This is a genomic window from Caldalkalibacillus salinus, assembly GCF_016745835.1.
Taxonomy (GTDB): domain Bacteria; phylum Bacillota; class Bacilli; order Caldalkalibacillales; family JCM-10596; genus Caldalkalibacillus_A; species Caldalkalibacillus_A salinus.
Genome location: NZ_JAERVL010000008.1, coordinates 1 through 16,287, shown reverse-complemented (window position 1 = coordinate 16,287; position 16,287 = coordinate 1). Strand labels below are relative to the sequence as shown.

Below are 16,287 nucleotides of genomic sequence, written 5' to 3'. Positions count from 1 at the left end.
GAAGACATGAACATTAATAATTCAGACACACAGGATGGCGCAACACAGTCACAACCATGCCATGAGCATCTGATCGAGATGTCGATTCAGGATATACAACAGCAGTTCGATGCAGGTCAGCTGACATCCAAGTCACTGGTGCTTAAGTACTTAGACAGAATCGCCATTGACGATCGTGGTGAAGGCGGCTTGTCTTCTGTGATTGAAATCAATCCGGACGCCATATACATCGCTGAAGCATTGGACAGAGAACGTGGGGAAAAAGGCGCAAGAGGGCCGTTACACGGTGTCCCTATTCTCCTGAAGGACAACATCGATACAGGCGATCACATGCATACCAGTGCAGGCTCCGTCGCTTTAGCCGATGCTTATGCCCAGACGGACGCTGTTGTCGCTCGTAAACTTCGCGAAGCAGGCGCGGTGATACTAGGAAAGGCGAACTTGACAGAATGGGCGAACTTCATGTCTGACCGAATGTCAAACGGGTACAGTTCAAGAGGGGGTCAAACGTTAAATCCTTATGGCCCAGGTCAGTTTGATGTGGGAGGGTCGAGCTCAGGCTCAGCCGCTGCTGTAGCCGCCAACCTCGTCACGGCTGCCATTGGGACAGAAACGTCTGGTTCCATCCTTAACCCGGCAAACATGAATTCACTCGTCGGGATTAAACCGACGGTTGGTCTCGTTAGTCGCACAGGGATTATTCCTATCGCTTATAGTCAGGATACAGCCGGGCCCTTGGCTCGAAGTGTCGCAGATGCGGCCATCGTGCTTGGCGCCATAGCGGGAGTCGATGAACAAGACGCCGCAACATGGAAAAGTGAAGGACAAGCTCATCACGACTATACGTCATTTTTACGTCAGGACGGCCTCAAAGGCGCTAGAATTGGGGTTGCACGACAGTATACGAAAAATCTGAGCGAGGATCAATTAGCATTGTTTGAAAAAGCGATTGAAGATATGAAAGCCCAAGGGGCAGACGTGCTTGATTCGGTTGACATTCCCACCGCGCATGAGGAACTGGGGATTGACGTACTCGTGTATGAATTTAAATCTGCACTGAACCATTATCTTAGTCAGTTGCCACCGCATCTACCCGTGCACAGCTTACAGGACGTCATTAAATATAACTTAGCACACGCGGAGGTGGCCCTTAAATACGGTCAAAGCATGCTCCTCAAATCTGAAGAGACAAGTGGCTCATTAACGGAACAAGCTTATCTCCACAGCCGATTACGAGATATACAGGCCTCACAAACAGAGGGGATTGATGCGACTTTGAAAAAAGACGCTCTAGATGCCATTCTATATCCATCCTTTTACGGGTGTGCCCTAGCGGCCAAGGCCGGTTACCCTTCTGTGACGGTACCAGCCGGGTACACATCGGAGGGAGAACCTTTTGGTATCACGTTCACCTCATCCGCTTTTGAAGAACCGACCCTTTTGAAGCTCGCTTATGCCTACGAACAAGCGACACTGAAAAGAGTCCCGCCAACCCCAGCTATAAACGGGGGAAAGGAGAGGAAAAAAGTATGAGTGTATCTGCCGTGAATGAGTTTTTACAGAAACAAAATGAGGTCCTATCTAAACACCATACTGATGTCACGTATGCGTCATGGATGGCCGCCACAACGGGCGAGGATGAGTGGGTGGAGAAAACGTCCGCAGCTCAAACGGCCCTGAGTCTCTACTATGCTGACCAATCACTTTTAGAGCAGGTGAAGCAGTATCGCCAATTGGACGGGTTAGCTGAGGAAGAGAAGAGACAGTTAGGCTTATTGTATGCCCAATGTGTTCAAAACCAACTTCCGGAAGAGACACTCAAAGAAATGAATGACCTCTCAAGTGAGCTTGTCCATGCCTTTAGCACGTATCGAGCTGAAATCGACGGTGCGCCGATCAACGATAATGACATCCGGCAAATCTTAGTCCAAAGTGATGACAATGCCGAGCGGGAAAAAGCGTGGTATGCGAGCAAGCAGATTGGCCGTGTGGTCGAAGAACGCCTCATCCAATTAGTTAAGAAGCGTAATGCAGCGGCGCAGTCCTTAGGTTATGAGAACCATCATCAGATGAGCTTTGAACTCAATGAGTTAGACCGAGAGTTTGTCTTTGAGACGTTTAAGCAGTTAAAAGAGGCTTCAGACGATACCTACCGAGCTATCAAAGCGGAGATCGATGAGGAACTGGCCACACGCTTTGGGCTTTCAGTAGAGGATTTACGTCCTTGGCATTATGCTGATCCCTTTTTCCAAGAAGCGCCGCCCTCTAAGGACATCGATCTTGATCCGTATTTCCAAGACCAAGATCTTGAGGCGCTAACGGTTCAGACGTTTGAAGACATGGGTCTAGAGATCCGAGATATGTTGCAGAACAGTGATTTGTATCCACGAGAAGGTAAGAACCAGCACGCGTTCTGTACGGACATTCGTCGGCCTGACGACGTCCGTGTCCTCTGTAACAATGAACAGTCCCATTACTGGAGTACCGTTATGCTTCATGAGTTTGGTCATGCCGTCTATTCCAAGTACGTCGATCCAAACTTGCCATTCATGTTGAGAACGTATGCGCATATTCTTGGAACAGAAGCCATCGCCATGTATTATGGCAGACTCACGAAAGACCCCGTATGGTTCAAACGCTACTTATCTATAGACTCAGCGGAAGTAGATGAGATGGCGCCTCAGCTTCATAAAATGCTACAAAAGCAGATGCTCATACAAGCCAGATGGATGATGGCTTTCACTTTCTTTGAGCGTGAGTTGTATGAAGATCCAGACCAAGACCTGAATCGACTGTGGTGGGAAATCGTGGAGGACGTCCAGCTCGTTCACCCTCCAGAACGCCAGGATGAACCTCACTGGGCAGCCAAAATTCACTTTACACTGGCGCCAGTCTACTACCAAAACTATCTGCTAGGGGAACTAACCACCTCACAGCTGCACGACTATATACTTGAACATGTGTCGGAGGACATCTATACACCAGCTGTGGGCACCTATCTGAAGGCACATTATTTCCACCCTGGGGCGAAGTATCACTGGAATGAGAAGCTAGAGAAAGCGACAGGGGCGAAGTTAGACCCTCAGCATTTTATCAGACATTTTGTGCCTAAGCGAATGGAGGTATAGGTTGTGTCACTTTCATTACAGAATGAGCTAACAGACGTGTTGGGTATCGCTTATCCGGTCGTGCAAGCCGGCATGGCTGGGGGACCGACAACCCCCAACCTTGTCTCTGCCGTTTCAGAAGCCGGAGGACTAGGGACCCTCGGAGGCGCGTACCTCTCTCCTGAACAGTTAGGGCAAGCGATACATGCGATTCGAAAGCAAACCTCTGCCCCGTTTGCTGTTAACCTCTTTGTGGCTGAAGAAAGCTTGAACTGGTCCCGTTATGACGATGTACGCCCTGTGATCGAACAAATATATGAGGACCTGGATAAAGATGAGAAGGACGACGTGACCCATGGCAACGTGGTCCATGACGACGGGGATAACAGGCACAGGACACCCTCACCGTCAGCATCAACAGAAGACTTACACCACAAACGCCAGACCTTTACGTTCGATCCACCTCAAAGACCAGCCTACACATTTGCAGAACAGTTTGAGGTGCTTCTATCGGCTGAAGTGCCTGTTATTAGTACTGCGTTTGGGGTATTACCACCAGATGCGATGGATAGGGCAAAAAAAGCAGGCCTTAAAATAAGCACAATGATCACCTCAGTTGAAGAAGCGATAGAGGCCGAACGGCAAGGAAGTGACTGTATTGTAGCGCAAGGAACAGAAGCGGGTGGACATAGAGGGACATTTACGATCCGCCCTCATACCGACGGGGAGAACATAGGCCTCATGAGCCTCGTCCCCCAAGTGGTGGATCAGGTTAGCGTGCCAGTGATAGCCGCAGGCGGCATCATGGATGGGCGAGGATTGGTGGCCGCCCTCGCTTTAGGTGCACAAGGGGTGCAGTTGGGGACACGTTTTCTGACCTGCCAGGAATCTGGTGCCCATCCTGCTTATCAGGAGGCTTTGCGCCAGGCGGACGGTTCGAACACTTGTTTAACACAGGGATTCTCAGGACGACCGGCACGAGGGGTCAAAAATCGGTTCATCCAGCGTTGGGAAGCCAGTGGGCAAGCCCCTTTACCGTTTCCTACACAAAATACTTTAACCAAAGTGATTCGTGGAAAAGCAGCCCAACAGCACAATGCTGAGTTTATGTCGCTATGGGCAGGTCAGAGTGTGGGCATGTTGCCAAAAACCCGTAACCCAATCTCAGCGGCGGAGATTGTGGACAACATCATAACAGAAGCGAAACGGTTACTCAATTATAATCTCAATCAAAACTAAACATAGAATTGTTCATATCATCATCAATATTTGAATGTGCATGGGACCTAGGCTAGCTTTATTTTGTCTTATAAATGATTTAGCCGATCAAGTTTGATCAATCGCCATAAGGAGAATGGGCAATGACTGAACAGGACAATAACACGGCCATTAACAAGTCTAATACTAAAGACATCCAAGCCGTTAAATACCATCAGTTTGGTGATCCAGCAGAAGTCTTAAAAGTTGAGAAGCAGCTTAACGTCAGGCCACCTAAGCAGGGAGAGGTCCTCGTCCGTATGAACGCACGCCCGATCAATCCTTCCGATTTAATTCCCATCACTGGCGCTTACGCTCATCGTATAGATGTACCTGCTGTGCCCGGATACGAGGGAATAGGCGTGGTAGAGGAGGTGGGAGCCGGTGTCTCAAAATCCCTCCTAGGCCGCAGAGTTCTTCCGTTAAGAGGAGAAGGAACGTGGCAGACCTATGTGAGAACAAAGGCTGCATATGCTGTACCAGTGCCAAACGAGATTGAAGATCAAGTGGCTGCACAGTTATATATCAATCCCCTTACCGCATGGGTGACGAGTACAGACATCTTAGCGTTGTGTCCGGGAGATACTTTACTCATCAACGCCAGCCATTCATCTCTAGGCAGATTGTATCTGCAGCTGTCTCAACTCCTCGGTTTTCACGTGATTGCGGTAACCCGTCATAGCAGGGAGAGACAGACGTTATTTCAGCTTGGCGCCCAGCATGTCATTAATGCGTCGGATACATCATTGTACCCGACCGTAATGTCCTTAACCGGGGGTACAGGCGTTGATGCCGCCATCGATATGGTGGGAGGTAGATCTGGAACAGTATTGGCGTCGTGTGTTCGGCCATCTGGTACCTATTTAAGCCTTGGGTTACTATCTGGGACACCTGTTAAGTGGTCCCAATTAGCCCAGCAAGAGATTCAAGTTCAGCTGTTTCATTTACGCCACTGGAACGCGCAGGTGTCGGATGTCACATGGAGGGGAACGTTTCAACGCTTGTTCACCCTTATGATGGAGCAGAAATTACAACTCATCAATCCCCGAATCGCGTACCCCTTAACGGAAGTAAAAAAAGCTGTGCAAGACGCACAGCTCAATGGTAGGGGTAAGGTTCTGTTAACATAAGGGTTTGAGTTTGGGGTCTGGCATGATGATTAGCGCCTTGGAGCCTATCGGAGTGCCTCTGACCCCCTCGGAGCCCATTTATATGACTTTACGTTTTTTTACTTTGTCGTTTTTACTTTGTCCCTAAACGAATCAGCACAGGGTCAGGATCAGTCGGGAAATAGCTACCCCCTCGAGGTTCACGGCTGACCATAATATGCTCAAGTCTGTTAATGGTCGCGTCTTGAATGTACAGCTGACCCACTTCTCCATTAACTTGAAAAAGGCCGGCATTCTTCACGTCGTTCGTCGTTTTTATCCAAGCCTGGTAATCATTAATCGTAATCGTTGGCAAACCGTCCACGAGGAGCATCATCTCATTCGATTGCTCGTTAATCCAAGCGTACCCCGTCATATTATTTTGTATATCGGGTACGATGACATAAACTTCTGTGTCCTCTTCAAGCATGAATGGCGCTTCGGTTTGTTGCATGTGAGAAAGCAATGTTTTTTCAGCATGCGACTCCGTGGGCGTCTGGTTCTGGTTCGTAGCCGGTTTAAACTGAATTGAGACGATAAGTAACAAGACAGCCACACTAGAGAGAAAAGCGAGTATTTTCGGTTGCATGAAATGTAAACGTTTGGATGTGTCTCTACTCACACGACTCATCACTCTACGCTTAAGATTTGGTGTGGGTCGCGCCTCTATTTCCGCATGATCTAACGTTTCTGCCCATGCGATGTACGCTTGCTGACAAGTGTCACAGTGTGACAGATGCTCCTGTACTTCCTGCCTTTGATGTGCATCCAATCTCCCTTGGATGTCATCGATCATGACTTCATCTGTTAAGCCATGCTTACAAGTCATGTTTTTCACCTCTTGCTTTGGGAAAGCTTCTTTGCTCCTGATAGAAGCGCCTCATATTCTGAATGCCGTATCGTACAAGAGACTTAATCGTCCCGAGCGGTCGTTTTAATTTGTGTTCAAGCTCACGATGGGAGTGCCCCTCGAAGTAATGACCGTAGATCGCGGCCTTTTGCGCTTCAGGTAGAGCGGATAAAGCCTGCCGAACTTCTTCATGCTCTGAATGCGTTATGACCTGCTCCTCCACGAGATGGTGATCCGTACTCGCCTTCTGTAAGTCCTCTTCCACATCCTCTTTGACCAGCATCCTCTTACTTCTTCGTAGCCGATCGAGGCAACGACTTCGGGTCTTAACCGCAATCCAAGCTTCGATACTGCCTCGCTGGGGATCGAAGCTGTGCGGGTTACGGTAGATCTCGAGGAACACATCATGACAGAGATCCTCAGCATCAGATTTATTTTTTAACATTTTCATCGCGATACCAAAGACATAGCGCACATACAGGTCATAAAAATGCTCAAACGCATCCGTTGAACCTGCTTTCACCTGCGCTAATAACGCTTCACCACGCGAAGGTGTAGATGGTGGACGCATCACGTTGTCACCTCTTTTATAACCTTTCAATGACTTCTCAATTAACCTCTCAATAACCTCTCAATAACCTCTCAATAACCTCTCGTTAATGTCTAACAAACATTTGTCTACACAGTAATCCTCTCTATTATTATTACTTTTATCATAGGCGATTGGATTTAACAAACCCCAAATTTTTTCAAAAAAAATTGAAGGTCGCTTTTGTGGTGTTCATTTTTATTTTTTTATTCATCAACGTAAATCCAGTTGTGTGTCTAGCACGTATTGCTTTATGAAAAATATCTTCGGAGGGGATTTTCTATGAAAAGAATCGCTTATCTATTATTGACAGTGATGATGCTGTCGTTATTTCAGTTCACACCAACCTCAATGGCGGCAACTGGATTAACTTTGTACACATCCTATACAGGGATATCAGTCACGCCTGGGGAATCAATTAATTATCAGTTTGAGATCATTAACAATACGAATAACGTCCAACAAGTGTCTTTTGATGTAGAAAATTTACCACAGGATTGGCAGTATGAACTCACATCGGGTGGTTGGCAATTACAGCAATTATCTATTAAGCCAAACGATTCGGAGAGTTTCTCAATCAATCTTGACGTACCTTTAGAGGTGGACAAAGGGGCATATGCTTTCAATGTTCTCGCCAGTAGTACAAGCGGCCTGACCACAACGTTACCAGCGACTGTGACTGTCACGGAGAAAGGGACGTTTAAAACAGAACTCACCTCAGAACAAACGAACATGGAAGGACATGCGGATGCCACTTTTTCATATGATGTTAGCCTCAGAAACCGTACAGCACAGGAACAACATTATGCTTTAAAAGCAAACGCGCCGCGTGGATGGGACGTCAACTTCCAAGTGGATGGCAGTAGTGTCACCTCCGTGACCGTTGAATCGAACGCGACACAGGACATCAGTGTGGTTTTAAGTCCACCACAGAATATCGAGGCGGGTGAGTACGAGGTTCCAATTGCCGCTTCAACAAGTGGAACGAGCTCTGAACTCACGTTAGAAGCGGTGGTGAGTGGCAAATACGAGATCGAGTTAACCACACCCGATGGTAAGCTGAGTGAAGATATCGTCGCCGGACGGGATAAAGTCGTTGAACTGCTCGTGTCTAATTCTGGTACTGTCCCTTTGAGTGACATCACACTGGAAGGCAATCAGCCCCCCAATTGGGCAGTTGAATTTGAACCGAGTACGATTAACATATTAGAACCAGGGGAGTCTGAGACCGTGCGAGCCACGATCACAGCAGGCGACAACGCCATCGCTGGGGACTATGTCGTATCGATGACCGCTAATACACCAGAAGCTTCATCAAGTGCGGATTTCAGAATGACTGTAGAAACCTCTATGTTATGGGGAGTCATTGGCGTCTTGATCATTGGGGCTGTTATCGCCGGGGTTTACTACTTAATGCGTCAGTATGGTAGGAGGTAGGCATGATGAAAGAGACGAACAAAGACCCTGTTGGAGTGTCTACAAAAGCATCTGTCCAAGAGACTGTTAAAGATTCTATTAATGAAAATGTTAATGAATCTGCTAAAGCATCTGTATCCGCTAAAGGATCAGTTAAGAATACAGTCAAAGCACCTATTATTGAACTTCAAGGGTTAACCAAAAAATATGATGAGAGAGCGGTTGTGAATCAACTTAACTTAACGATAGAAAAAGGCGAGGTGTTCGGTCTATTAGGTCCGAATGGCGCAGGAAAATCAACGACCATTCTTATGATGCTCGGCTTAAGCGAACCGACACACGGTGTGGTGAAGGTATGCGGACTAGATGCCACCCGGGAGCCCATTCAAGTTAAAAAAAGGGTGGGCTACCTGCCAGATTCGGTCGGATTTTATGAAGATCGGACTGGGCTGGAAAACCTGATCTACACCGCCATGCTTAACGGTCAATCTAGAAAGACCGCAACGGATAAAGCGAGTGCATTACTATCCCAAGTTGGTTTAGAAGAGGCAAAGGATCAAAAAGCTGGTCAATACTCTAGAGGGATGAAGCAACGCCTCGGCCTGGCCGATGTACTCATCAAAGCCCCTGAAGTGATTATCCTGGACGAACCCACGCTAGGGATAGACCCCCAAGGTGTCCAGGAGTTACTCTATCTGATCAGAAACCTCAGTCAACAGCAGGGGATTACCGTGTTACTTTCATCTCACCACCTGCATCAAGTACAACAGATATGTGACCGTGTGGGGCTATTTGTAGAAGGAAAGCTTCTGGCCCAAGGTAATATACAGGCTTTGTCTAAGCAGTTGTTAGCAAGGGAAGGCATCACGATCGAGGCACAAGTGTCAAACGTCACCGAAGACTTACTCGCCTCATTGAGAGGCTTATCTAAGGTGATGTCGGTTGACATACAGGCAGATCACACTTTACTGATTAAAAGTGAGGAAGACAACGCCCACGAGATAGCCTCTAAGATTATACAATCCGGGCAATCGCTACACAGCCTACACACGCGGGAGCATGACCTAGATGATATATACAGGCTTTACTTTGAAGGAGAGGGTGAGGTCACACATGCAGCTCAAAGCAATCTATGAACAGTGGCAAAATCGTTTAAAGGAAGGGATAGGAGGACAACGTTTGAACGTAAAAAGGCAAGACGACACTCATGAGGCTTCGTCTGCCCACACTCCTGCACTATTCTGGGTGATCGTCCGCAAAGAAATGGAGGACCAATTTCGAAGCTGGCGGTTTATCATCCTGTTCGGGATTATCATCTTGACTTGTTTGGCTTCACTGTACACGGCTTTAACTAATATTCGTGACGTCGCAGCTGATCTCGACTCGTCAAACGCCTACTTGTTCTTGAATATCTTTACCATTTCTGATCCTAACGGGGTGTTGCCCCCGTTTATCACTTTTATTAGTTTCCTAGGCCCCTTACTCGGCATCGGCTTAGGCTTCGACGCTATAAATGCGGAGAGAAACCGTGGGACGTTAAGTCGGATCGTTTCACAGCCTATTCCTAGAGACTACCTGTTGAATGCCAAATTTGTGGCGACGTTAATCGTCATTAGTATCCTCATTTTTTCTCTGGGTCTCTTGGTTATGGGGACCGCTATCCTATCTATTGGTTTGCCCCCGACATGGGATGAGTTCTGGAGAGTCATCGCCTTCTTATGTCTCAGCGTCGTCTATATCGGCTTCTGGCTGAACCTTGCCATATTTTTCTCAGTACGGTTCAAACAAGCGGCAACGTCTGCCTTGGCTAGTATCGCCGTGTGGTTGTTTTTCAGTATCTTTTTCTCCATGATCGTGGGAATGGTGGGAAATGCCGCTATGCCCGATCAGAATTTAACACCGGGTAGCGCCTCTGAAAGCGCCATGTTCGTGCAAAACTTATCTCGCTTAAACCCAAACTACCTGTTCAGCGAGATTACCACGATTCTTTTAACGCCCCAGATACGTACACTGGGCCCATTATCGATGGAACAAGTGGTGGGTGCGATACCGAGTCCTTTACCACTCGGACAAAGTTTGTTACTCATCTGGCCCCAAGTTACAGGCTTGGTGGCAGCGACTGTCATCTGTTTCGGCATCTCCTATGTCAATTTCATGAGACAGGAAATCAGGGCATAGCTAGGACCATTAGGAGCCGCTTATCTAGACACAAAGAGATACTCTATTAAAAGGGGCATTTTTCACCATACGCTTATTATTAAAGTGACTCTATTAAAGTGTAAGCCATATGATAGAATAGGGGAAAAGTGAAGAGGAGAGACATACAGTGCAAAGAATAGACGTTGTTTACACCTTATTAACGGACGAAACAAAAACAAAGCTCTTGATGGTCAAGAATAAAGGGCGCGACGAGTGGACATTACCTGGCGGTGCCGTTGAAATCGGAGAAACACTAGAACAAGCGGCGGTGAGAGAAGCGAAGGAGGAAACAGGCCTAGATATTGAGGTATATGGCGTTGTCGCCGTCAATGAAGCAATGCTAGAAAAAAGCCAGCACCATGCCATTTTTGTCACGTTCCGGGGAGAGATTGTCGGTGGAGAGATAGAGATCACAAGACCAGAGGAAATCAGTGATGTGCAATGGATCGATGTCCACGAGACGGATGGCCTTATGCCTTATTATAAAGAAGGCTTAAGCACCATTGTCAGCAAGAATACGGAAGTCACGTATCATAATGAAGGTCATGTGTCGTAAATGTCATAACCATAGTTGTCCTAAACCGACGATAGATGAGAGAACAGGGCAAAATAAAACACATGAAAGAGGGTTAAGCGTCCTCTTCATGTGTTTTTTGGTTAAGAAGTCTTTTTTGTAATTGTTTGTCATGGGAGTTAACGGGCGCAACTCATACACGTTTGGTTTTAAATTTATGTTGTTAGCTTCATTTTAGATGAGTGGCTCAATCTGATTTATCTTCACACCGCTTCTTCCACATTGATAGACAGTAACGTATTTTGTAACGTTTCATGTAAGGCTATTTCTTGTTCATGATCCAATGGCAGCATCGGTAAGCGAACGTCTCCTACCGAGATACCACGCATGTTTAAGGCTGACTTCACAGGTGACGGACTTGGTGCAGCAAACAAGGCTTTCATTAATGGCAAAAGATGACGATGAGCGTAAGCAGCGCGGTCCACCTCACCTTTTTTATACTGATTTACCATCTCTTGCATTTCAAGACCGGCAATATGAGAAGCGACGGATATGACACCTGTACCTCCGATTGAAAGAACAGGCAGTGTCAGGCTATCATCGCCACTGTATAAAGTGAAGTGGCTTGGTGTTTGACTGATGATCTCTGCCATCGCGTCTAGATCACCGCTCGCTTCTTTAATCGATACGATATTCTCGATTTGAGACAGTCTCACCACAGTGTCTACAGACATGTTCACCACGCTTCGACCAGGCACGTTATAAAGCATCACTGGCAAGGATGTGGATTGCGCGATCGTACTAAAATGCTGATATAAGCCTTCTTGAGAAGGTTTATTATAATACGGTGTAACCAGCATTACACCGTCGACACCTAACGTTTCCACTTGTTGGGTTAAGGCGACGGATGCTCGTGTATGATTGGAACCGGTCCCGGCAATCACAGGGACTCTACCGTCTACCACTTCAACCACATACTGTATGAGCGCGATCTTCTCTTCCGTGGTTAAAGTAGGCGATTCTCCCGTTGTACCAGCAACCACTAAGCCATCAGATCCATGGTTAATAAGGTAATTGACGAGTGTTTTTGTCGCATTAAAGTCTATATCTCCATTGTTGTTAAACGGCGTTACCATTGCAGTAAGTACTTGGCCAAAATTCATCGTTAACCTCACACCTTTACGTTAAATTTTTTGAGTATTGAGAGGTAATAGGAGGCGGCCTGTATGATTGAAAGTAAGACGTAAAAAAGCAACAACGAGGGTATCGTTGTTGCATTAGATACAATACTTTCAAATAATTGCTCTAGTGCTAAGATAGCCCTCCATATAGTCCCCTATATGACAGTTCTGTATTTGTTCAATAGCAGAACCAGCTTTGAGATCATGAGATTCTCTCAGCTTCGGCAACTAACCCTTTCCACAATCTTCATCGGATTCTCATTATCCTCAACATTGTGTACTGATGATAACTGCTCCTCTATCCTCACCTCATCATGATAACTGAAGTAAGAAAAATATTGAATTACCTGTAACATATCAAAAGTTGATGAGAGTTGCAAGTCCTTTTCACATCTTTATTTCTAATGTCATTGGTTTATTCCTACAGTCTATGAGTAGGAGCCTCATCCCACACTTATGAATATGCCTTTGGTTATACAAACAAGCGAAGCTATATTCAAATGGCTGGCTATATAAAACAAGATAATCTATATACAAAACTTTCGTTTATCTCCTGTCCATATTGGGGGTACGTCTAGATGGTCTAACCGTTTCTTTTGCTCTTTGTATGAGAGAACAAAGTAATGCAATATGACTGATCTGCTTTATCTACCCTAAAGTCTTTTTCTTAGCGTAATCTAGAAAAATATGGCCTGAAGAGGGGGAGCTGAGAGGGAGCTTTTTTATGGGTTCCTAGAATCAGTTTATAGGATTGAATCAGACCATGAAAAGGGTTAAGTTATTCCACATTGATGATATAATTGGGATATATTGGTGCGATAATGGAATAGTCTGATAGTGTTCAGTGCGTTCAGTGCAAGAAGAATAATATGAATATGACTAGGAAGTAGACATTCATTAAGTTTGTAATCGGGAGATATTATGATTTACTACACCTGCCGTAAATAACTCTAGTTAAGTAAGTTAATACGACACATGTCGGGAAAAAGATGTTATAGGAAATCAGCGCAATTACTAATGTGCAAGGTAGAAAGATAGGGGGATAAGTATTGAAAAATTATAAGTTTGATTATCCAACTAAAAAACAAATATATAAAGCAATTGGAGATCGTGATTTACTACTGTATATTTTCGAACCTGAATCTGATACTAATGAAAATAAACCAGTAATACTTTTTTTTAATGGAGGTAGTTTCAAGAAGGATCCGATAACCCCTGTACAATTCCAACATCAGGCTCGTTTTTTTTCCAAGCATAATTATGTTGCAATTTGTGTTGATTACCGCAACGGTAGTGACGCAGGGTTTACACCAGTTCAAGCTATTTGCGATGTGAAGTCGGCGGTTCGTTGGGTTAGAGAACATTCTAGTGAAATGAGGATTGATTCCAATAAGATAATTGTCTGTGGTGCTTCGGCAGGAGGTTATATTGCTGTTTCTTCTATTATGTTTGATTCAATCGATGATGATGAAAATGAAAAACAAACTGATCATTTGCCAAATACATTAGTTGTTTTCGGAGCTGGCATGGACGGAATTGATATTATGAAAAGACGTTATCCAGAACTATTACAGAAAGCAAACGAGTATTCTCCTATACATAATGTAAAAAAATGTTTGCCTCAAACATTGTGGTTGGTAGGAACTAAGGATGATCTGTTTCACCAAAACATAGAATTTATAAAGTTGATGAGAGAGAAGGGGAACGATATTACCCTCGAGACCTATGAAGACATGGAACATGGCTTTTTTAATTATGGCAGACATAACAATAAAACGTGGTTAAATACGTCAGTAAAAATTAAAGACTACTTAGAATCTAGGGGCTACTAAATGAATTTGAAAGTCATTCGAAGAAAGCGCTGACATCCGATAACAACGCATCTACGCTGCGGACTGCCGTCCTTGGTCTGCCCGAGGCATTTCGGTGAAGTGGAGTCAGTCAGCCAACCCTGCACTGGCTAAGCGCAGTCGCGCCCGGCTGCCGCCTTAAGCCAGTGAGGGTTCGTAGATGCGGAGACGTTATAGGAAATCAGCGAGAAAAATTAAACCCCAGAAACCATTAATTGTAATGTTAGATAATTATAATAATCAACTAACGAGGTAGAATAGTTTAAGTAGCGGCTTGCTTTATTGGGTAATTTAATTTAAAGATGAAGAATAATTAAAAAATTATTTACGGGTAGGTGTGAAATTTGGAAAGTGGAACTTATATAAAAAATACTCCAATGTTACTTCTTTTTGGACTCCTTTTTACTCTTCTTTTTGGATTTTGGTTAAGAAAAAGGATGGTTTCATACGATTTTAACAACAAAAGTAAATTCTTCTTCTTACTTGACAATTATGAGATAATTGGCGGGTTTCTTATAGGTATGGGATTATTATTTATTGTAATTTTTCTCTAAAATTTATTTTCACTAGCGGGTGCAATAGTTGTAGAAAACCGATAGTGTTAGGCATTTCATAGAAGTCGCTGACATCCTATAACACCATATTTCTGCTGCGGTCAGCTTTGCTGATCCTCGATCCGACCGAAGCAATGAAAGTAGCAAGATTCGAAGACGTGAATTCAGATAGCAGGGATGCATATTCAGCGGACACATCCAGTCGGCTAAGTCTTCGACCCGGCACTTCGTGCCTTAAGCCGCCTGGACGTCAGAAATACAAAACGTTATATTAAATTCGGCGAAAATGGGCGGCCGTCCATGTCCGCAATTAAGTAGGCTGTACTGAAAGTATTAATATAAGCTATTGTATAATACCAGATATTTCTCATTTAAAGGAAGTGTATTTATTGACTAAACAAATAATGATTAACGATAACCAAAGCAATTTACGGTCTGACTGTGAAAATTGTTTTGGATTGTGCTGTGTGGCTTTGCCATACTCTAAATCTACTGATTTTGCATATGACAAAGATGGAGGTAGTCCATGTGAAAACCTACAAATAGATTATCGTTGTAAAATTCATCAGGATCTTAGGAGTAAAGGGTTTCGTGGATGTACTATCTACGAATGCTTTGGAGCTGGTCAAAAAGTTTCTCAAAATACTTACAAAGGAATGAACTGGCGAGATAACCCTGAGTTAGCTGAAGAAATGTTTGATGTATTTCCGATTATGCAACAACTTCATGAAATGTTATGTTATTTGAATGAAGCACTTAGCTTAGAAGATACTAAACCAATTCACAAAGAAATTAAGAAGCTTGTAGAAGAAACCGAACCTCTCACAAATCTAAATCCTGTGTCTATTTTGTCTATTGACATACATAGCCATAGATCAGAAGTTAATGGTTTACTCTTAAAAACAAGTGAGTTAGTCCGTGCAAACGTAGAACAGTACAATAATCAAAGTAAAAAAATAAAAAGACGAAGTGACCTAGTTGGTGCTAACTTAAGAGGTGCTAACCTTAGAGGACTCAATTTGAGAGGTTCTTTACTTATTGCTGCTGATCTTCGTGAAGCAAACTTACAATTTGCTGATTTTATTGGTGCAGATATGAGAGACGCAGATTTAAGAGGTGCTAATTTAATTGGTAGTATTTTTCTTACTCAAGCACAGGTCAACTCGGCTATAGGAGATATAAATACCAAATTACCTTCATCTCTAGACATTCCAGAACATTGGTTAAGTTAAATTAATATATGTATTGGTTGAAATGCATGAGGGTGCCATCCATGGCAACCTCTGAACTGAGGGTCGTCGAACTCAACATAACACTATATTCACGCGTCGCCTTGCGACGGCTTGTTCGCTGGATGCCTAAAGGCATAGAAGTATCTCAGCGACACACCCATTCGCCAACCGAGTCGGCTTGCCCTTACAAAGAAAGGCATTTCTAGGTTCAGGCTTCACCTGTAAGCTCACGGGCGTCGTGAACACTGAAACGTTATACGACAGAACGAAAATTTATTTAAAACCTAAAGACACGTTACAACTTATTTAAAACAGTTTTATTAGTTTTTAGTACAAACATATATTCGTGTTCACTAGCATTGCATTAATTAAGTTTGAACATTCATAATA

The 16,287-nt window shown here is 44.5% G+C and carries 13 protein-coding genes and 1 riboswitch; of the genes, 10 read left to right on the top strand and 3 right to left on the bottom strand.

The window, feature by feature from the left end; all coding sequences use genetic code 11:
• Positions 1-78: 78 nt before the first annotated feature.
• The 4 genes from JKM87_RS07960 to JKM87_RS07945 all read left to right on the top strand — a co-directional run bounded on the left by JKM87_RS07960 (position 79) and on the right by JKM87_RS07945 (position 5,494).
• Complete coding sequence (locus JKM87_RS07960) at positions 79-1,533, top strand: amidase family protein (protein ID WP_202079838.1); 1,455 nt, start codon at positions 79-81, stop codon at positions 1,531-1,533.
• Positions 1,530-3,128 carry a M2 family metallopeptidase gene (locus tag JKM87_RS07955; protein ID WP_202079817.1) on the top strand — a complete coding sequence of 533 codons (1,599 nt, stop codon included), beginning with the start codon at positions 1,530-1,532 and terminating at the stop codon, positions 3,126-3,128. Before JKM87_RS07960 ends, JKM87_RS07955 begins: the two co-directional genes overlap by 4 nt.
• Before the next feature lie 3 nt (positions 3,129-3,131).
• Positions 3,132-4,346, top strand: coding sequence for a nitronate monooxygenase (locus tag JKM87_RS07950; RefSeq protein WP_202079816.1), 1,215 nt, complete (start codon positions 3,132-3,134; stop codon positions 4,344-4,346).
• Between the two features lie 122 nt (positions 4,347-4,468).
• On the top strand, positions 4,469-5,494 hold the full coding sequence (locus JKM87_RS07945) for a zinc-dependent alcohol dehydrogenase family protein (RefSeq protein WP_202079815.1): 1,026 nt from the start codon (positions 4,469-4,471) through the stop codon (positions 5,492-5,494).
• Between the two features lie 112 nt (positions 5,495-5,606).
• On the opposite strand, the gene JKM87_RS07940 is transcribed toward JKM87_RS07945, so the two are convergent.
• Both JKM87_RS07940 and JKM87_RS07935 read right to left on the bottom strand, forming a co-directional pair.
• The gene (locus JKM87_RS07940) at positions 5,607-6,341 is read right to left on the bottom strand and encodes an anti-sigma factor domain-containing protein (protein ID WP_202079814.1); all 735 of its coding nucleotides are present in this window, start codon (positions 6,339-6,341) and stop codon (positions 5,607-5,609) included.
• Positions 6,331-6,933, bottom strand: a complete 603-nt coding sequence (locus JKM87_RS07935) for a sigma-70 family RNA polymerase sigma factor (protein WP_236838695.1) — start codon at positions 6,931-6,933, stop codon at positions 6,331-6,333. Before JKM87_RS07935 ends, JKM87_RS07940 begins: the two co-directional genes overlap by 11 nt.
• A gap of 300 nt (positions 6,934-7,233) precedes the next feature.
• Here JKM87_RS07935 and JKM87_RS07930 point away from each other — a divergent pair, with 300 nt between their 5' ends.
• The 4 genes from JKM87_RS07930 to JKM87_RS07915 all read left to right on the top strand — a co-directional run bounded on the left by JKM87_RS07930 (position 7,234) and on the right by JKM87_RS07915 (position 11,122).
• Complete coding sequence (locus JKM87_RS07930; RefSeq protein WP_202079811.1) at positions 7,234-8,388, top strand: COG1470 family protein; 1,155 nt, start codon at positions 7,234-7,236, stop codon at positions 8,386-8,388.
• Positions 8,389-8,393: 5 nt separating this feature from the next.
• Complete coding sequence (locus JKM87_RS07925; protein WP_202079809.1) at positions 8,394-9,503, top strand: ABC transporter ATP-binding protein; 1,110 nt, start codon at positions 8,394-8,396, stop codon at positions 9,501-9,503.
• Positions 9,481-10,545 (top strand): ABC transporter permease, encoded by a 1,065-nt coding sequence (locus JKM87_RS07920; protein WP_202079807.1) that lies wholly within the window; start codon positions 9,481-9,483, stop codon positions 10,543-10,545. The genes JKM87_RS07925 and JKM87_RS07920 overlap by 23 nt, the downstream gene beginning before the upstream one ends.
• Positions 10,546-10,693: 148 nt before the next feature.
• Positions 10,694-11,122 carry an NUDIX domain-containing protein gene (locus JKM87_RS07915; RefSeq protein WP_202079805.1) on the top strand — a complete coding sequence of 143 codons (429 nt, stop codon included), beginning with the start codon at positions 10,694-10,696 and terminating at the stop codon, positions 11,120-11,122.
• A 221-nt stretch (positions 11,123-11,343) separates the two neighbouring features.
• Here JKM87_RS07915 and dapA read toward each other — a convergent pair whose 3' ends face one another.
• Positions 11,344-12,243: a 4-hydroxy-tetrahydrodipicolinate synthase gene (gene dapA, locus JKM87_RS07910; RefSeq protein WP_202079803.1), complete on the bottom strand. Its 900-nt coding sequence runs from the start codon at positions 12,241-12,243 to the stop codon at positions 11,344-11,346.
• Positions 12,244-12,389: 146 nt separating this feature from the next.
• Positions 12,390-12,570: riboswitch (Lysine riboswitch) on the bottom strand.
• A 740-nt stretch (positions 12,571-13,310) separates the two neighbouring features.
• On the opposite strand from dapA, the gene JKM87_RS07905 reads away from it, so the two are divergent.
• Positions 13,311-14,093 carry an alpha/beta hydrolase gene (locus JKM87_RS07905; protein ID WP_202079801.1) on the top strand — a complete coding sequence of 261 codons (783 nt, stop codon included), beginning with the start codon at positions 13,311-13,313 and terminating at the stop codon, positions 14,091-14,093.
• Positions 14,094-15,069: 976 nt separating this feature from the next.
• Entirely contained in the window at positions 15,070-15,897 is an 828-nt protein-coding gene (locus JKM87_RS07900; protein WP_202079799.1) for a pentapeptide repeat-containing protein, read from the top strand.
• Positions 15,898-16,287: the final 390 nt, after the last annotated feature.